Origin of the sequence: Cytobacillus sp. SAFR-174 (genome assembly GCF_051964675.1) — a bacterium.
GTDB lineage: Bacteria > Bacillota > Bacilli > Bacillales > Cytobacillaceae > Cytobacillus.
On the sequence record NZ_JBQCMZ010000001.1, the window covers coordinates 88,969 to 106,897 of the forward strand.

Below are 17,929 nucleotides of genomic sequence, written 5' to 3' on the forward strand. Positions count from 1 at the left end.
AATTAAGGGTTTTTCATTGTCTAAATGAATGTGAAATGCTATTCTTTTGTCTGAGATGTAAGTTGTCCGATGACTTAATTACAGCCCGGTAATCTTACCTGATTCTATGGAAGTGTTCGAAAAGCAGAGGAGCTTCGAGAAGAAATGATTGCACTAATTTTTCTCATCCTTTTTGAACAACTATATACATGAATAATTCGGCATTGGAAAAAATAAAACAGCATATAGGACGGAATATAACGGTTTCATCCTGCTGCTGGTTTTGCTGAAACATTCCAGTTCCCGTTATTAAGTTCGTGAGGCAACGCCTTGCACATCTTAATTTATATTCAATAATACGAAGGAGATTGATCCCATATGGTACAAAAACAATTTAAAGTAACTGCAGAAACAGGAATTCACGCTCGTCCAGCTACAATGCTTGTACAAGCTGCAAGCAAATTTGACTCAGAAATTCACCTTGAATATAAAGAAAAGAAAGTAAACCTAAAATCAATCATGGGCGTTATGTCTTTAGGTGTTGGACAAGGTGCCGATATTACAATTATTGCTGAAGGCAGCGATGAACAGGATGCTCTTAACAGCCTTGAAGAAACATTGAAAAAAGAAGGATTGGCTGAATAATGAGCTTTTTAAATGGTATTGCGGCGTCAAGCGGTATTGCTATTGCCAAGGCTTACCGTTTGGTTGAGCCGGATCTCTCTTTTGATAAAGTGACAGTCAAAAATGCTGAACAGGAAGTTGAACGCTTTCAATCAGCTTTAGCTGAATCTAAAGGTGAATTGGAAGTTATCCGTGATAATGCCCATAAAGAGCTGGGTGCAGATAAAGCAGCTATTTTTGATGCTCATCTTCTAGTATTGAGTGATCCGGAATTAATTTCGCCAATTGAAGATAAAATCAAAACAGAAAATGTAAATGCTGAATCTGCTTTAAAAGAGACTGCGGATATGTTCATTACTATGTTTGAACAAATGGACAATGAATACATGAAAGAGCGTGCAGCGGATATCCGTGACGTAACGAAACGTGTACTTTCACATTTGCTCGGAGTACAAGTAGTGAATCCCAGCATGATTGCAGAAGAAGTTATCATTATAGCTGAAGACTTGACACCATCCGATACTGCTCAGTTAAATCGCCAGTTCGTTAAAGGATTTACAACTGACATTGGCGGAAGAACATCTCACTCTGCCATTATGGCCCGTTCCATGGAAATTCCAGCAGTAGTTGGAACAAAGGATTCTACAAAGCAAATAAATAATGGCGACATGGTTATCGTGGATGGATTAAAAGGTTTAGTACATATTAATCCGACCCCGGAGGCTATTGCTGAATACAAAGAAGAGCACCGAAAATTCGAGGAGCAAAAAGCTGAGTGGGCCAAGCTTGTCAATGAGAAATCAGTGACAGCAGATGGCCATCATGTTGAATTGGCTGCCAATATTGGTACTCCTAAAGACTTGAAGGGTGTAGTTGAAAATGGCGGAGAAGGCGTTGGCCTTTACCGTACGGAATTTTTATATATGGGTAGAGATCAGCTTCCAACAGAAGAGGAGCAGTTTGAATCCTATAAAGCTGTACTCGAAGGAATGAGCGGGAAACCGGTTGTAGTCCGCACACTGGATATCGGCGGGGATAAGGAGCTTCCTTATCTTAATCTTCCAAAGGAAATGAACCCATTCCTTGGCTTCCGTGCTATTCGCCTATGTCTGGAAGAACAGGATATGTTCAGGACGCAATTAAGGGCTTTATTAAGAGCAAGTACTTTTGGAAACCTGAAAATCATGTTCCCTATGATTGCCACTCTTGATGAATTCCGTCAGGGAAAAGCAATCCTTGAAGAAGAAAAACAGAAGCTTGTTAGCGAAGGCACACAAGTTGCCGATAACATTGAAATAGGAATTATGGTTGAAATTCCATCAACTGCTGTTATGGCTGAGCAATTCGCTAAAGAAGTCGATTTCTTCAGTGTAGGCACAAATGATCTAATTCAGTACACTATGGCTGCAGACCGCATGAATGAGCGTGTTTCTTACCTTTACCAGCCATATAATCCTGCGATCCTGCGTTTAGTTAAAATGGTAATTGACGCAGCGCACAAAGAAGGAAAATGGGCTGGCATGTGCGGTGAAATGGCTGGGGACGAAACGGCAATTCCATTGCTGCTGGGTTTAGGACTTGACGAGTTCTCGATGAGCGCTACATCAATCCTTAAAGCCCGTTCTCAAATCAGCCGCCTGAACAAAAAGGACATGGAAGCACTGGCTGCAAAAGCGCTTCATATGAATACAGCCGAAGAAGTAGTCCAAGCTGTAAAAGAAATAGCTAAGCTGTAATCAAACTGTAATATTTTGTGAGTTTTAAATATAATCTCCCGGGTAAATTAGAAGTAAGCACTTAGGTCAGACTTAATAAAGCTGATCATTCTCATTTTCCCCCCTTTTTAAACCGGCCTATAATGGCCGGTTTATTTTTTGCTTTTAGCGCGGTTCTCAGTCTTAAGGATGACTGAAATCACATCTTATGGTTGTTATCCGAAATAAAAAACTCTCCTATAATTAAGCTACAAAAACAAAAAGGAGAGATGGAAAATGGTTACCATAATAATCAGCTTTCTCTTTTATGATCGATATAGATGTATTAAAGAAAAACAGCAGAACGACTTATATGAGAAACAAAGCGCATTTTTAAGCCGCGTACTGCACTGAAGAAGCCTGAGAAGGGCTTCTTTTATTTCATGTGCTCATTTCTGTTATTTCCAAGGATTATAATTAAGTTTTATAATTGGGGTTTATTGTCAGGCCGTATAGGAAAAGGTAATGAAAAAGGAGGAATTCTTCATGAATAAAAAAATCATTAGCCTGATTTTCACCGCCATATTGGCATTGCTTCTGTCAGGCTGCATGCAGGGTACAAAGGATTCAATCGTCAATAGTCATGCTGAAGCCCTGCTGACTAAAAATAATGAGCTGCAGTTCCGGTTTAAAATTAATGAAAAAATTCTATCAGAAGAAGAATTATACAAAGTAAAAGTTTCCATACATAATGAAAAGCTGGCTGCTGCCTTGGGGACGAATGAGTTTGTTTATGGGGAGGACACTATTATTGATGGGGAATATATAGAAATCAATAATGAAAAGGGGAACTATATTTTTATGAATCCCATTCCTCTTATACAGGATCTGCACGTTTTCGAAATAGAAAAAATGATTGTGAATGAAGATGCAGTTTCCGTCGAAATTATAAATGAGGATGAAGTGGTAGCGAGAGCATTCTTAAACAACTTTTCATCCCAGCTTTAAAGGGTGTTTTATTTTAACTTTATTTGGGTATTATAAATTACGCGCATAAAATTGGGGATGGACCAGGTATTTGCCTGGTCTTTTGTCGTTTGGTGATCTTAATATTTTTATTCAAACAAAAATAATGGTAGTATTAATATAAAAAATTCAGAAATTTCAAGGGAGTGGGTACCATGATTTCACCTGAAAATACAGTTATCGGGTTTGTAGGAACAGGGGTTATGGGCAAGAGCATGGCGGGTCACCTGTTGAAAGCCGGCTATCCGTTAGTCGTGTATACACGAACCAAAGAGAAAGCCTCTGAACTGATAGAGCATGGGGCAGAGTGGGCTGAGACTCCTTCAGCAGTTGCAAAGAAAGCAAATGTTATTATTACCATTGTTGGTTATCCCGCAGATGTAGAGGAAGTGTATCTCGGGGAAAATGGCATTATCACAAATGGCAGAGACAATACATATGTAATTGACATGACAACTTCGACACCAACATTAGCCAAAAGGATATATGAAGAAGCACGCAAAAACCGCATATATGCAATAGATGCCCCTGTTTCAGGTGGAGATATCGGCGCAAGAGATGCAAAGCTTTCAATAATGGCAGGAGGAGACAGGGACGCATTTCTGGCTGTAGAACCGATTTTCAATCTCCTCGGAACGAATATCGTTTATCAAGGGAATGCGGGAGCCGGACAGCATGCGAAAATGTGCAATCAAATTGCGATAGCATCCAATATGATCGGGGTGTGTGAAGCGGTTGTTTATGCTGAAAAAGCAGGTTTGGACCCAAAAACAGTTCTTCAAAGCATAACATCTGGAGCAGCAGGCAGCTGGTCCTTATCCAATCTGGCACCCAGAATGATTGAGGGGAACTTTGAACCGGGCTTTTATATTAAACATTTCATAAAAGACATGAATATTGCCTTAAATGAAGCTGAAGCAATGGGGATGATGACTCCGGGACTCTCGCTCGCAAGGAAAATGTATGCTGAGCTTGCTGAAAACGGAGAAGAAAACAGCGGTACACAGGCATTATATAAATATTGGGAAAAGTAATAAGCCCCATTTTATGAATAAACCCTCTTTTTTCACTTCAAACTAATAAAGAAAGTGAAAAGGGGGTTAGACAGGTGGCTAAAAGAAACAAAAAAAATGATCCTCAGCAGAAGAACAAAAAAGGTTTCGATTCTGCTGCTATTGATTCTGAATTCTCTCATGAATTTGGAAGTGCTGATACAAATAAAATTCAGAAGGATAAAGCTAAAAAGGAAAAAGCTTCAAAAAACAATGGGGAATATCAGGGGCAATAGTTGCAAAAAGGCAGGCTGGAGCTTGCCTTTTTGCTTTTTTAATGGAATATACGAAAAAAAGCGCCATCTCTTTAAACAGGGATTGGCGCTTAGATATTTATATTTTAATGCATTCCAGATACTTTTCGATCCGGTTAAGCCCTTCCAATAATGTGTCCATGGAATAGGCAAAAGATATTCGGAAATAGCCTTCCCCATATGAGGAAAATGCACTGCCGGGAACTACTGCAACTCCTGCCTCTTCAACAAGTGAAAGGGCAAATTCAAAGGAGTTCATGGAACCATCAGGAATTTTTATAAAAAAATAAAAAGCGCCATCAGGTTTGACTACATCCAGATTCATTTGTACTAATCGCTCATAAACATAGTCACGGCGCTTGGCATATTCCTGTCTCATTGGCAGGGCGTCGTCGATCCCTGCTGTCAGCGCTTCAAGGGCAGCCATTTGGGAGACAGATGCTGCACAAGTCACATTATACTGATGAACCTTCAAGATATGCTTGGCCAGATTTTCCGGTGCGAATAATAGCCCAATGCGCCAGCCTGTCATGGAATGGGATTTGGATAAACCATTAATGACGACTGTTTGATCCCGTAAAAGGGAAGCGATTGAGTGGTGGGGTTGATCATAGATCAGTTCGCTGTAAATTTCATCAGCAAGGATAAAGATATCTTTGCCCTTAACAAGAGCTGCAATTTGCTCAAGTTCCTCCAGCGTTAGGCTGACACCTGTCGGATTCGATGGGTATGGAAGAACAATGCATCTTGTTTTTTCACTCATTTGTTCCGCGATTAAATCTGCAGTAAATCGGAACTTGTTTTTCGAAATATCACTATGTACCGGAACTGCACCGCAAAGTTTTATGATTGGCTCATATCCGGGATAAACAGGACCAGGCAGGATAACTTCCGATCCTTCGTCCAAAATTGTCCGGAAGGCAATATCAATTGCTTCACTCGCTCCAGATGTCACAATGACTTCAGATTCAGGGTTATATGTAAGGTTATATTTTGTTTTTACAAAGGAAGCTGCAGCTTCACGCAATCGAATATCGCCCGCATTGTGTGTGTAGGAGGTAAAGTTTTCGTCGATTGCCTGTTTTGCTGCTTCTTTAACATGCAGCGGCGTAGGGAAGTCAGGCTGTCCAATTGTAAGAGAAATCATATCTTTGGTGCCGGCAACCATATTGAAAAACCTTCTGATTCCGGAAATTTCTATGTCCTTCACTCTTTGGTTGATTAAATGTTCCAATGTATTCACCTCGTATCATCATACTGTTTATTCTAACACTTTGGCACAGCGGCAAACAGTAAAAAATAAAACAGGCCCTGAGTACTATTCAGAGCCTGCAAAAATATAATTAGTATCCGTAATCCCAATCAACTTCATCTTCATGCCATAAAACCGGGGATACAGCACCAAAGTCGATTACTTTATTTTCTATATGACACTGGCAATGTTTATCGCCGCATTGATCTTTCATTTCCTCAAACACTGAATGTTCCACATTTTCCAGAATCGTAACCTTGTTTTCATCATGGTAAAGGATTGCTGTACCTTTCATGCCTGATTGCACCTCTTTTTTTATTTATGTAAAACCTTACTTTCTGCTTTACAGACTTATTTTATGCCTTGCGTAAGAGGGTGTCTACAGTGTTAGAAGAGTGTTCACAGAATAGTCAAGATGAAAACGTTTAAAAAAATACTTGAAAAAATAATTCTGTGTAAGATTTTACAAATAGTTGAATATAATTCATTTAGAGATTAACATTAGTAGATAGTGGAAACTATACTTTTAGTTTATAAGTTTCCTGTTTAATTAATTTAAGGAGGTTTTTAAGTGGAGACATCTTTAGAGAAGCAGCCTTATGAAAGCACAAGGGAATATGGCGGATTCTGGCTCAGATTTGCGGCCTATTTAATTGATTCTATTATTGTTGGAATCCCGCTTGCCATTCTAAGCATCGTTATTTTTATGATCTTCTTTGGCACTTCTGACGTTTTTAACACGATGATAAGTGACCCTTCTTATATGGAAGCAGAAATGACCGATGCGGAAGCTCTTGCATTCATGGGGTCATATTTTGGTGCACTTGGAGTAACTTTTATTGTCAATCTTGTCATTGCTGTTGCCTATTTTGCAGGCCTGCATGCATCCGCATGGCAGGGGACTGTAGGGAAAAAGCTGCTGGGATTAAAAGTGACTGACTTAAATGGTAATCGCATTTCCTTCTGGAGAGCGCTTGGGAGATATTTGGCCATGGCCATCTTGTCTGGAATTTTCCTTATCGGCTACATCATTGCGGCCTTTACAGAGAAAAAACAGGCACTGCACGATTTAATCGCAGGCACAGTTGTAGTAAAAAAATAACTCAAAAAAAAGCTGTATGGCCTAGCTGCTATACAGCTTTTTGAGGGACAGCACTAAAAAGGATTTATTGCTTGCATGCAGAATATATTTTTAGAAAGGGAGGATGAAAATGCAAAAGAAGGATATTATTACTCACTATGAATCTTTTTCAGTGTGGCTAGAGTCTATTAAAGAGCTTGACCAGGAAACTTGGCTAAAGCCTGTAAAAGCCGGAAAATGGCCGGTTGCCGCAGTAGTTGCCCATCTGTTATTTTGGGATAGATATTCCCTTGAGAAGCGTTTCCCATTTTTTAAAGAGGGCGCAGAGCTTGAGAGCTATCCTGACTTTCAGTATGTGAATGATGCTGCAGCAGAATATGCTCAAAAGCATACAAAACTGGAAATAATTGAAGAACTATTATCAGTCAGAATAAAATTCCTTCATATACTTGAAGGAATGACTGAAGAAAAAATGGATACAGCCTTTACAATAGGCAGTACTGCCTTAACTATGCGTGATTATTTTGCTGATTTTATTGAACATGACATTCACCATAAAAAGCAAATTATCCAGGCTGCCGGCATCAGGGTTTAATATGCAGTGACAGTCTCACTGTTTTTTTACATGAAGGAGCTGATGGCATGGAAATAGAAAAAACGGAGCTCAAGAAGCCGGGGAAATTCAATTCCCTGCGCCTGTATATGACCCTGCCGATCGTATCATGGGCACTATATGATTTTGCTAATACCATCTTTTCATCCAATATTAATACGATATTCTTTCCATTTTACCTGCAGGAAGTAATAGGGGAGAATGAAGTTTTAAATCAGATCGCAAGTACGTTTATATCTTATTCGAATGCATTGGCAAGCTTTTTTCTTGTCCTGTTTTCACCCTTGTTCGGAGTTATGATAGACAGGACAGGAAGAAAAAAGAAATATATAGTGATCTTCACGCTTATTACTGTCATGGCAACGATATTGATGGGTGTTTTTGCATCCAGCCAGATTAGCGGGAAAATATTTGGGCTGCCTGTTTACCTTGCACTTGTTATTATTTGTTTTATAATTGCAAAGTTTTTTTTCCATTCCAGTCTGGTGTTTTACGATGCAATGATTTCAGACTTGGGAACAAAGCAGGATATTCCGCTGATTTCGGGCTTTGGAGTAGCAGTCGGCTATATTGGAACCCTTGTTGGCCTGACTGTTTATTTATTTGTGGGTGATGACGGTTTTCACGAATCTTTTATACCAACGGCTATTTTATTTCTGGTGTTTTCATTGCCGCTGTTTTTCTTTGTAAAAGATAAGCCTTATCAGCCAAAAGAAAAACAAACATTTTTATCCGGCTATAAGGAAGTTTGGCAGACCTTTAAAGAAATGAAACATTATAAATCAATTTTCACTTTCATGATTGCTTATTTTTTCTTAAATGATGCAATTGCCACCACGATTGCGATGATGGCCGTTTATGCAAAAACAATTGTCGGCTTTACCACTGGCAAATTCATTTTGTTATATCTGGTTTCCACGGTGTCCAGTATAATTGGTTCTTTTGTATTTGGCTATATAACCAAGGCGAAAGGGGCAAATAAAGCGGTTAAGTATGTTGGAATCCTTCTTCTTGTTGCATTGGCAATTGCGGTTGGCGCTGTCAATGAAGCAATGTTCTGGATTGCAGGCAGCATGTTTGGCGTTGCCCTCGGTTCCATGTGGGTAACCACAAGAACGTATATTGTGGAATTAACCCCTGAAAACAAAAGAGGACAGTTTTTTGGTTTGTTTGCATTTTCAGGAAAAGTATCATCCATTATTGGTCCGCTCATTTACGGAAGCATTACCCTGATCTTCGCAAGCTATGGAAACATGGCGAGCAGACTGGCTTTAGGCTCATTAATGATTTTGACTATAATCGGACTGCTCGTTCATTCAAAAATAAAAGACGACAGCATTCCAGAATAACCGTACATCTTGTATAGCATTCCAGAAGCAGGCCGCTCCAGGCTTGCTTTTTATTGTTTTAGCATTACAGCTGCGCTGCATAACGGGGACTTATGATTTAAAATATTAAATTTTAATAAGAAATTTTACCCATTCATGGTATATTAATAGAGAAATAGAATCAAATGGCAAGTGCTCTGCTATAGAAGACATAATTTGCAGCACCGAATATAGATATAGGCAGATGAAAAAGGAAGGGCGATTAAAAGTGGATCAGAAAAAAGGCATCTTACTTGAAAGCGGAACGAATGAACTCGAGATTGTTGAATTTTCCATAGGAAGGAATAAATTCGGCATAAATGTGATTAAAGTGAAGGAAATTATAAACCCTGTACAGGTTACTCCTGTCCCTCATTCTCATAGAAATATAGAAGGAATCATTGAACTGAGGGGTGAGGTGCTTCCTGTAGTGGATGTAGCTTCTTCGCTGAATATGGCTCCATCGGAAACCCCCCAGCAGGATAAGTTTATTGTTACAGAGTTTAATCAGCAGAAAATTGTTTTTCATGTTCATAATGTTTCGAAGATTCACCGTATTTCCTGGAACCAAATTGAAAAACCATCTGAAATGTACCAGGGACAGGAAAGCCAGATTATCGGAATCATAAAGCTTGGTGAAGAAATGGTCCTGCTGCTTGATTTTGAAAAAATGGTCACTGAAATTAATCCTGATTCAGGGATCAGCATCCAGAAGGTGCAAAAACTTGGAAAGCGTGAAAGATCTGATAAGAAGCTGATTATTGCAGAGGATTCTCCATTATTAAGAAAGCTTTTGAACGATACATTAAATGAAGCGGGTTTTTCCCGGATTGAATTTTTTGAGAACGGCAATGAGGCTTATGAATATCTGCATTCTTTAGCAGAATCCGGACGGAATGTCACTGATGAAGTACAGCTCATGATCACGGATATCGAAATGCCGCAAATGGACGGGCACCACCTCACAAAGAAAGTGAAAGATCACCCGTTGCTTGCAGAAATCCCGGTAATTATTTTTTCTTCATTGATTACCGAAGATCTTCGCCATAAAGGACAAATGGTTGGGGCAGATGCACAGGTGAGCAAGCCGGAAATTGCTGAATTAGTGCTATTAATTGATCAGCATGCGTTATAAGGCACAACAAGAAAAGCTGGAGTTTTTCATTCCAGCTTTTTGGTACTTTGCTAAATGTCTAGCTCCAGGGCCTACCCCCTTGAGGTGTCGGGGGTGAACAGGCGCTTCCGCTTTTCTTAATTAAAAGTAACTTTCTCCTAATTTCTTAAATACAGGCTTTTGATAGCGCTGTTTTTTTTCATTCGGCGGGCTATTAAGCTCTTTTAGTCCTGTATATGACATTAGCAATTTTTTCGCTGCGTTAAGTGATAAGGAGGACTTAGGATTTCGGACGAAGGAATCCAGCTTGCCCAAATGGGGAAGTTCAGAAAAATCCTCTTTAGAGGGCGGGAGATGGAAAGAATAGTTCCCGCACTTTACAAGAACATCTGATTGCTGCTGGCTATTTTTGGGATTGCCGGAATAATGCAGGCCTGCTTTTTGGGCTTTACCTTCTTTGATCAGCTTGTGCAGGGCATCGTGCTTTAATTTATACAAAAATTTAGGACTAGGTGCTGTCTTTGCATGGCGGTTAACGGTGAAGATGGCTTGAGAGAGGTTTTCAACCGTTGGCTGCAGATGGGGATATTGTTTCGTATCAGAATTCAATTTCCAATCTCCTTTCATATTTTAAAGGGGTATAAAAATATTATACCCCTTTTAGTCAATAAAACCAACTTAGGATAGGGCTTATATTAGAAAAGCTTATCCATCCAGCTGCTTTCCGCTTATGGACTGGAAGGATCCTGATTTTTTCCATATAACTGAGAGCATGGTGAAGCCTAATAATGTCGTTGCCATGCCTGCGCCAATCATAACAAAAGAGACACCCAGCTGTTTGGCAAGAAGAGCTCCGGCTGCAGGTGCTATAAGCATGGAAAAAGTCTGAAGGGACATGGCGGCAGCAGAAACTCTGCCCATCATGTGCTTCGGTGTTTCAGATTGAAGAACATAGCCGTAAGGGACAGATTCTCCAGCCCCTAAGAGGCCTAAAAGACATGCACCGATTATCCAGGCCAATTGTGGTAAATTAAGAAAACCTAAGCCTCCAAGCCCAACAGCTGCTATAAAAACGCCGCTTAATATGGCTGAAGAGCTCATTAAATGGATGGGTTTCCGGTTCCACCCTGTCCATTGGCCCAGCAAAAGTGAACCTGCGACACTTCCTGCTCCCACTGCACTTATCAGGAATCCGAAATTCCTCTCATTAAATCCAATCTGCTTTGCAATAAAAACAAATAACCCATCATAAAGGAAAATAATGAAAAACGCTGCAGAAGAAAGAATAATCGAGATCTTTAAAAGGGGAGTATGAAAAATATGTTTAATGCCTTCGGAAAAGTCTTTCCAAAATCCCCCTTTGGCTGTGTGGCCGCCAGCCATTTTATTATCTGACTCTTCCAAGGACTTTAAGCTGGGAAGAAACAGCAGGATAATAACAGCTATAAAGAATCCTGCTGCTTCAAACAGAAAAGGACTTTTGGGTCCAAAAACAGCTATAATCCCTCCTCCTAATGCGGGCCCCGCAATTTTCATCGTGTTGACTGAAAGCTGGCTTAGAGTTACTGCTTCAGGCAGCATGCTTTCAGGTACAATCATCCGGATGGCACTCTGCCTTGCAGGATCATAAAGTGCTGATACGGTTCCTTTTAAAAACACAAATAATAGAAGAATGTATAAGTTAGGAGCGTAAAATAAGCCTGCTACAAAGACTATTCTTAAAAGGAGGCAAACAATCATAACTGCTTTCTTGTGCATTCTGTCCACAAACACACTTGCAAATGGCCCTATGATGACCCACGGAAGACCGAGAACTATAATGACAGAGGCAATTGCCGTTTCATCCAGACCCCAGTGATAAGCGACAATAACCTGCAAAGCAATTAAATCCAGCCAGTTCCCCAAATCGGAAAATAACTGGGCGCCAAAAAGAGCGCGAAAGGATTTTAGCTTGAGGGGTTTAAAAATACCTGGTTTCGCTTTCAATTCCCATCATCCCTTCCGATGGCCATCCTTCTCCTGTTCAGCAGCTTTTCAGTATTGCCATAAGGATCCTGGCCATCTGGCAGATTATCTTTTTGCAGCACTTCAATTGATTCCTCGATCCACTTAATTTCTGTTTCCAGTTTCATTTCTGCATATCGAATCGAGAGGGTGCCAAGCTTGGTGATATAGGAATATCCATTTCTCGGCCACTCTTTTACGAATTTAAGAATATCTGACGCATCTTCTTTTCTTTTTAATAAATGGCTGATTAGTATTTCATTATCCATATCTTCATGCCAGGTTGACATTTTCATTAGCAGTTCATCTTTAATAACGGGGAAAGAAGGAGGAGTCTTCAGCCAATTCTCAAACTCTTTCCAGCCTTTAGCAGTGAGCTCATACATTTTTTTCTTTCTTCCTTCATCTTCTTGTTCTATTGCATAGATAAAACCTTCTTCCTCAAGCTTTTTTAATTTCGGGTATATGCTTCCATAGCTCATTCCCCAATATAGGCCAGCAGCTTTGTGTTCAAATTCTGATTTAATATTATATCCTGTGCTGGGCCAAAAGCTTAGTACAGCAAGGATGGTATGTTCTATAGACAAAAATAAAACTCCTTTCAATGTATCGATACGATATATCAATATGATATATCACTATGATATGTCGTGTTGGCAAATAAATCAACAAAAATAAAAAACTTTCGCAATTTTTTTGCGAAAGTTTTATAAAGGGACGATCGTATCTATGGTTGTATAAGTACCTTTGTGCCATTTGGTACTATGCGTGCCAATTGGAGGACATCCTGGTTATACATTCGTATACAACCTTTGGAAACAGATTGGCCAATTGAGGAAGGGTTGTTGGTTCCGTGAATTCCGTAGCCGTACTTTGACAGAGAAAGCCACATAACCCCATATGGACCCCCGGGGTTAGGTTCTCTGTTCACAATTACAAACTCTCCAATTGGCGTCTGAGACAGCATTTTTCCGACCGCAATGGGATAGACTTTTTGTACGGCACCGTAAGATAAAAGAGTTAAGTTTTTTTTGCTTCTTGAAACTATGATGGTATATGGTATGGAATCAGGTTCAGGCAATCCTGGTATCACTATTCGCTGGCCTGGATAAATCAGTCTTGGATTTACAATGGCAGGATTTGCCGCCAAAAGCTCGCTTAAAGGGCGGCGGTAATTTTGAGCAATGACTGACATTGTCTCACTGGGCTTTACTATATGGTAAATAGCATCCACCTCTTTCTGAAAAGGTTTATTTAAATATATGCATGGAAAAATCATCTTGTATCTTATTATTTAAATTTGTCCTGAATGCAGCAAAAAAAGGAAAGCTGCAATGATTAACTTTCCCTTTAGATGCTGCTGTCTGATTGCAGGGTAAACACCGTCAGTTCAGGTCTGGATAAAAAGCGGAAGGGCAGACGGGTTGTCCCAAGCCCTCTGTTTACATAAAGAGTTAATGGATTTTGACTGCCAATTTCATAGAAGCCTTCATAGTATCTTTCAGCATGTGGTGGTTTAACTAAGGCTCCAAAGAACGGCAGTTTTATTTGGCCGCCATGACTATGACCGCTCAACTGCAGATTTATGCTGAAGGCAGAGGCTGCATCTGCTAAATCCGGTGCGTGGGACAATAAAATATTATATGATCCATCGTCCATATTTTCGCTGGCAAGCTTTATGTCCGGCCTTCCGAGCATGGCATCGTCAATGCCTATAATCCCGATGCTGCTTCCGGAAAATTCGAGTTTGCGATTTTCATTCATTAAAAGAATAAAGCCTGATTCTTCCATAATGGACTTATAGATATCTGAACCATAGCCCCCGTGATCATGATTCCCATAAATAGCAAACCTGCCGAGAGGTGCCTGAATTCTTTTCAGGAGCGGTGCTATTTGGTCTGCCTTTTGATATTTATTAGGTTCATCCATCAGGTCACCTGTAAAGAAAACAATATCAGGCTTCAGGCTGTTTATCTTTTCAATCAATTCTTCCAGCTGTTTCAGGTCATAATGAAATCCTAAATGGGTGTCGCTGAATTGGATGATTTTTTTATTATTAAACGCTTGGGGAATTGCGCTGTCAGAAATTTTGCAGTTTGTGATTTCCAGGAGCCGAGGCTCAATATCCCGTGCATAATAATAGCCGCCTGCACTAATTCCAAACACAGCAGCAAAAAAGCCGAGAGTTCTTTTTAAAAAAGATCTTCTGGACACTTTTTCCGGCATTGGGCATACCAACCTATCTTTTAAAAATTTTTTCTGGAGTCAGCATGAGAATAGAGATATCGCCTTCTCATTACAGTATCTTTAATACTATCAAACTATCCTATTAAAAAGAAGAATTAACTATGCTTGTTTTTTATCCTTCATTTTCCTTAAATTAATTTATTTATTTGTAAATAATAATTCGAAAATTCTATAATTAATGGTAAAATGTAAATGAATGATCATTCATTTTTGAGAGGGGAAATAGGATGAAGAACAAAACAGTCATTGTTACTGGCGGTTCAAGCGGCATGGGGAAGTTTATGGCAAAGAGGTTTGCAGAAGCCGGTGCCAATGTGGTGATAACAGGAAGAAACCCGGAACGCCTGGAGGCAGCAAAAGCTGAAATTGAAACAACCAATGGACAAGTTTTAACCATTCAAATGGATGTCCGTGAGATTGAACATGTTAAACATATGCTTAATGAAACACTGAGTACATTTGGGCAAGTTGATTTCCTCGTTAATAATGCAGCAGGAAATTTTATATGCCCTGCAGAGCAGCTGAGTGCAAATGGATGGAATTCTGTTATTAATATTGTCCTGAATGGAACCTTTTATTGTTCAAGCGAAGTCGGTAAATACTGGATTGAAAAGGGGATAAAGGGAAGCATTATCAATATGGTGGCTACGTATGCATGGGACGCCGGAGCGGGTGTCATACACTCGGCTGCCGCAAAAGCAGGGGTATTATCTATGACAAGAACATTGGCTGTCGAATGGGGCAGAAAATTTGGAATCAGGGTAAATGCGATAGCTCCAGGTCCAATTGAAAGGACAGGGGGGGCTGACAAGCTGTGGGAATCGGAGGAAGCTGCAAAAAGGACACTTCAAAGTGTACCGCTTGGCAGGCTTGGAAAGCCGGAGGAAATTGCAGAATTGGCCTTCTTCCTTTTCTCAGAACATGCCGGTTATATTAATGGGGAGTGCATCACAATGGATGGCGGCCAGTGGCTAAAGCAGTTTCCGTTTTAATGTATATTAAAGCCGGCTGATTTGTTTTCAGCCGGCTGGCATATTCTATTGATAGCTTACAGCTCTCGACTGCAATGCCTTCCATGATGAAATAAATTGTTCTTTTGAAACCTTCACCTGTTTTTTTCCTGAGAGGGGGTCGTTTAGAAAAACAAACTGGTCATTATACCCCACCAATACGACTGCATGAAGATCTAATGGAGTTTTAATGGTTTTGCCGGAGTGAGTCCAGGATTCCCAGCGGTCAGGAAGCCTATAATCTCCTGTCGTCCAGACGACAGCAGGATATCCTTTGGAAACATGCATAAGAACTGCATCAAAATCCCGGCCGGTTAAATTAACGGCTCTTCCTGGCAGGTATTTATTCACCAATTCTTCAATTGGTTTATCGAAAACTGCGTATCCGGCAGTTCTTCCTGTCATATCTCCCACAAATCCTTCTTCAGGATTACCCCATTTTAAAATATCACCTTTTGAGCGAATCAGCGGATCATGGTCTTTTTTTACTTCATCATACAAATCCATTTTCCCGACTTGGACACCTGCATGCTGCAGAACCATTGTCAAGCTGGTTACTTCACAACCATACTTCAATTCGGGATTTTGTCTGATTAGTGGAACATCAATGATGACAGATCGTTTTTTAACAGCCGTAGTGGCCTCCGTATTACGGGCTGTTACTTTCTGCTGGTCCTTATTTGCGTTGACAGGTATTTGGGCAGTCAGCTCTCTTGAATCGATGCCTGTCTCTTGTACAGGACTGGCCGGTTCTGAATGTCCGCACCCAAGCAAAGGAATAAGAAGGGATATAAATAGGAAGTTCCTCATGAAATACCCTCTTTCTCTTGATGTTCTGATATTAGCTTGTGGAGTATAACACGGCAATATGATGAAAAGCTTTTGCCAAACAAACATGTTTCATCAAGTACTGGAAGCTATATTTTGAATAGTAAAAGTTTTAAGCGAATATGGTATAATAACTCATTAATCGCAGTTTCACTTTATTTACATAGGGAGGCTAGGACATGGATGCATTGGATATCCTTACAGATTTGGATAATGTATTTCCCTATTTCCAGCCAATATTCAGTGCAGATGAGCACCGTGTCATTGGGTATGAGGTATTAGGCCGATATAAAGGTTCTGATGGGGTTATCAGTTTGGGGCCATTCTTCCAGGATGAGAATATTCCTGAAGAATTCCGGATTGAGGTTGATTATGAAATATTAAAAAAGGCATTAGGCAAGGCGCAGAATCTTGATAAAGATGTTCTGATTTTTATAAATAGAGATGCTGACATGCTCATGTATAACGATGGGGAACAATTTTTAAATGCCCTCCAGGAATATGAAAAAAAAGGCATAAGCCTTGACCGGATTGTACTGGAAATTACCGAAAGGAATTACAAGGGCGATATTGACCATCTGGACCATCTTTTAAATTACTACAGGACATATGGAATCAAGTTAGCAATAGATAAACTTGGAAATGAAAGCAGTCATCTCGATCGAATCGGACAATTGGCTCCTGACATTTTAAAGGTGGATCTGGAGTCCATGAAATCCAATGCATCTGCTTATAATTTTAATGATATCCTTTATTCCTTATCCATGCTTGCCAGGAAAATTGGAGCTAGCTTGCTTTTTGAAAATATTGAAATGGTTTACCAGCTTCAATATGCATGGAAAAATGGAGGGCGTTACTATCAGGGATATTATTTGCAAAAACCTGCAGAAAATTTTCCGGACAGAGATATTTTAAAGGAAAAACTGCGAAACGAATGCCACCGGTTTATTGTGCATGAAAAGAAAAAATTGGAGTCGCTGTATCAGGTTACACTTGAGTTCAATGACAAGCTGATTGATTTTGTCAATAAAAATAAAAAGATTATTGCTTATGAAGAAACCTTGGAGCAGATCGCCCTTCTTTTGGACGGGGCAGCTTTTCGCCTGTATATCTGCGATGAAGACGGATTTCAGAAATCTGCGAATTACTTCAAACGGGATGGAGGATGGATTTTCCAAAATGAATATCTTCATAAAAATTGGAGCTGGAGGCCGTATTTTCTTGAAAATATAATGAAGATGCGAATAAATAAAAAGGGAATCCTCTCTGATTTATATACCGATATTGAGACAGGTGAAACCATTAGGACCTTTTCCTTCCCGCTTAATACAAATGATTACTTATTTGTGGATTTATCATACGAATTTTTATACGAGCATGATGGGTTATTATAAGATTAAATTATAAGTATAAACAATCTTGATTTGAGGGAATGTAAGTGTAGAACTTTCCTCAAGGAGAGATTAACCATGAGCATGTACACATTGATCATACTACTGATCGGACTTGGGATACTTGTATATTCCTTAGTTTACACTTTGTTTATTGGAAAAGAAAGAAAGGCAGTAAAGGGCGATATCGATGCAGAACTGCCGGATAATGTTCAAAAGCATGCATATATCAGGAATCCTATATTTTTGACATATGCCATATGCTTTGGAATCCTTCTTGTCATGATTATTTATTTTGCACTTACATGGACTTGGTGAAGACCCTCCACTGGAGGGTTTTTTTTGTGTAAAAAATGGAATTGACCAATTTACAATATTTACATCCCAATTAAT

The 17,929-nt window shown here is 39.7% G+C and carries 20 protein-coding genes; 12 read left to right on the forward strand and 8 right to left on the reverse strand.

The genetic code is table 11. The features are described from left to right. The first annotated feature begins 357 nt into the window (after nucleotides 1-357). The 5 genes from ACTHRG_RS00440 (at nucleotide 358) to ACTHRG_RS00460 (ending at nucleotide 4,611) form a co-directional block, all read left to right on the forward strand. Entirely contained in the window at nucleotides 358-624 is a 267-nt protein-coding gene (locus ACTHRG_RS00440) for a phosphocarrier protein HPr (RefSeq protein ID WP_035328512.1), read from the forward strand. Then, on the forward strand, nucleotides 624-2,339 hold the full coding sequence (gene ptsP, locus ACTHRG_RS00445; protein WP_076263213.1) for a phosphoenolpyruvate--protein phosphotransferase: 1,716 nt from the start codon (nucleotides 624-626) through the stop codon (nucleotides 2,337-2,339). The genes ACTHRG_RS00440 and ptsP overlap by 1 nt, the downstream gene beginning before the upstream one ends. Before the next feature lie 504 nt (nucleotides 2,340-2,843). Further along, nucleotides 2,844-3,305: a hypothetical protein gene (locus ACTHRG_RS00450; RefSeq protein ID WP_440230421.1), complete on the forward strand. Its 462-nt coding sequence runs from the start codon at nucleotides 2,844-2,846 to the stop codon at nucleotides 3,303-3,305. A 173-nt stretch (nucleotides 3,306-3,478) separates the two neighbouring features. Further along, nucleotides 3,479-4,357, forward strand: a complete 879-nt coding sequence (locus ACTHRG_RS00455; protein ID WP_440230422.1) for an NAD(P)-dependent oxidoreductase — start codon at nucleotides 3,479-3,481, stop codon at nucleotides 4,355-4,357. Nucleotides 4,358-4,431: 74 nt separating this feature from the next. Next, nucleotides 4,432-4,611, forward strand: coding sequence for a hypothetical protein (locus ACTHRG_RS00460; protein WP_048010668.1), 180 nt, complete (start codon nucleotides 4,432-4,434; stop codon nucleotides 4,609-4,611). A 97-nt stretch (nucleotides 4,612-4,708) separates the two neighbouring features. Here the strand turns inward: ACTHRG_RS00460 and ACTHRG_RS00465 are convergent, their stop codons facing one another. After that, a complete protein-coding gene (locus ACTHRG_RS00465) occupies nucleotides 4,709-5,863 on the reverse strand; it encodes an aminotransferase A (protein WP_440230423.1) in 1,155 nt (384 codons plus the stop codon). Between the two features lie 109 nt (nucleotides 5,864-5,972). Further along, a complete protein-coding gene (locus tag ACTHRG_RS00470; RefSeq protein WP_076263203.1) occupies nucleotides 5,973-6,176 on the reverse strand; it encodes a hypothetical protein in 204 nt (67 codons plus the stop codon). Nucleotides 6,177-6,452: 276 nt separating this feature from the next. Between ACTHRG_RS00470 and ACTHRG_RS00475 the strand changes: the two genes are divergently transcribed. The 4 genes from ACTHRG_RS00475 (at nucleotide 6,453) to ACTHRG_RS00490 (ending at nucleotide 10,077) form a co-directional block, all read left to right on the forward strand. Then, nucleotides 6,453-6,983, forward strand: coding sequence for an RDD family protein (locus tag ACTHRG_RS00475; RefSeq protein ID WP_076263201.1), 531 nt, complete (start codon nucleotides 6,453-6,455; stop codon nucleotides 6,981-6,983). Between the two features lie 109 nt (nucleotides 6,984-7,092). Beyond that, complete coding sequence (locus ACTHRG_RS00480) at nucleotides 7,093-7,557, forward strand: DinB family protein (protein WP_440230424.1); 465 nt, start codon at nucleotides 7,093-7,095, stop codon at nucleotides 7,555-7,557. Nucleotides 7,558-7,604: 47 nt separating this feature from the next. After that, nucleotides 7,605-8,924: an MFS transporter gene (locus ACTHRG_RS00485; RefSeq protein WP_335688294.1), complete on the forward strand. Its 1,320-nt coding sequence runs from the start codon at nucleotides 7,605-7,607 to the stop codon at nucleotides 8,922-8,924. 247 nt (nucleotides 8,925-9,171) lie between these two features. Continuing rightward, nucleotides 9,172-10,077, forward strand: coding sequence for a chemotaxis protein (locus tag ACTHRG_RS00490; protein ID WP_076263224.1), 906 nt, complete (start codon nucleotides 9,172-9,174; stop codon nucleotides 10,075-10,077). Between the two features lie 120 nt (nucleotides 10,078-10,197). Here ACTHRG_RS00490 and ACTHRG_RS00495 read toward each other — a convergent pair whose 3' ends face one another. The 5 genes from ACTHRG_RS00495 to ACTHRG_RS00515 form a co-directional block, all read right to left on the reverse strand. Then, entirely contained in the window at nucleotides 10,198-10,683 is a 486-nt protein-coding gene (locus tag ACTHRG_RS00495) for a YkyB family protein (protein WP_440230425.1), read from the reverse strand. A 78-nt stretch (nucleotides 10,684-10,761) separates the two neighbouring features. After that, the gene (locus tag ACTHRG_RS00500) at nucleotides 10,762-12,042 is read right to left on the reverse strand and encodes an MFS transporter (protein WP_440230426.1); all 1,281 of its coding nucleotides are present in this window, start codon (nucleotides 12,040-12,042) and stop codon (nucleotides 10,762-10,764) included. Next, entirely contained in the window at nucleotides 12,039-12,647 is a 609-nt protein-coding gene (locus ACTHRG_RS00505) for a helix-turn-helix transcriptional regulator (RefSeq protein WP_440230427.1), read from the reverse strand. Before ACTHRG_RS00505 ends, ACTHRG_RS00500 begins: the two co-directional genes overlap by 4 nt. Nucleotides 12,648-12,787: 140 nt before the next feature. Beyond that, nucleotides 12,788-13,285 (reverse strand): L,D-transpeptidase family protein, encoded by a 498-nt coding sequence (locus tag ACTHRG_RS00510; RefSeq protein ID WP_076263222.1) that lies wholly within the window; start codon nucleotides 13,283-13,285, stop codon nucleotides 12,788-12,790. Between the two features lie 125 nt (nucleotides 13,286-13,410). Further along, on the reverse strand, nucleotides 13,411-14,286 hold the full coding sequence (locus ACTHRG_RS00515; RefSeq protein ID WP_076263190.1) for a metallophosphoesterase: 876 nt from the start codon (nucleotides 14,284-14,286) through the stop codon (nucleotides 13,411-13,413). A gap of 248 nt (nucleotides 14,287-14,534) precedes the next feature. Here ACTHRG_RS00515 and fadH point away from each other — a divergent pair, with 248 nt between their 5' ends. After that, complete coding sequence (fadH, locus tag ACTHRG_RS00520; protein WP_076263188.1) at nucleotides 14,535-15,299, forward strand: 2,4-dienoyl-CoA reductase; 765 nt, start codon at nucleotides 14,535-14,537, stop codon at nucleotides 15,297-15,299. Nucleotides 15,300-15,344: 45 nt separating this feature from the next. Here the strand turns inward: fadH and ACTHRG_RS00525 are convergent, their stop codons facing one another. Further along, nucleotides 15,345-16,127: a C39 family peptidase gene (locus ACTHRG_RS00525; RefSeq protein WP_076263186.1), complete on the reverse strand. Its 783-nt coding sequence runs from the start codon at nucleotides 16,125-16,127 to the stop codon at nucleotides 15,345-15,347. Nucleotides 16,128-16,324: 197 nt separating this feature from the next. Here ACTHRG_RS00525 and ACTHRG_RS00530 point away from each other — a divergent pair, with 197 nt between their 5' ends. Together ACTHRG_RS00530 and ACTHRG_RS00535 are read left to right on the forward strand one after the other, a co-directional pair. Beyond that, on the forward strand, nucleotides 16,325-17,539 hold the full coding sequence (locus ACTHRG_RS00530) for an EAL domain-containing protein (protein WP_076263184.1): 1,215 nt from the start codon (nucleotides 16,325-16,327) through the stop codon (nucleotides 17,537-17,539). Nucleotides 17,540-17,614: 75 nt separating this feature from the next. Beyond that, nucleotides 17,615-17,854, forward strand: coding sequence for a hypothetical protein (locus ACTHRG_RS00535; protein ID WP_076263182.1), 240 nt, complete (start codon nucleotides 17,615-17,617; stop codon nucleotides 17,852-17,854). Nucleotides 17,855-17,929: the final 75 nt, after the last annotated feature.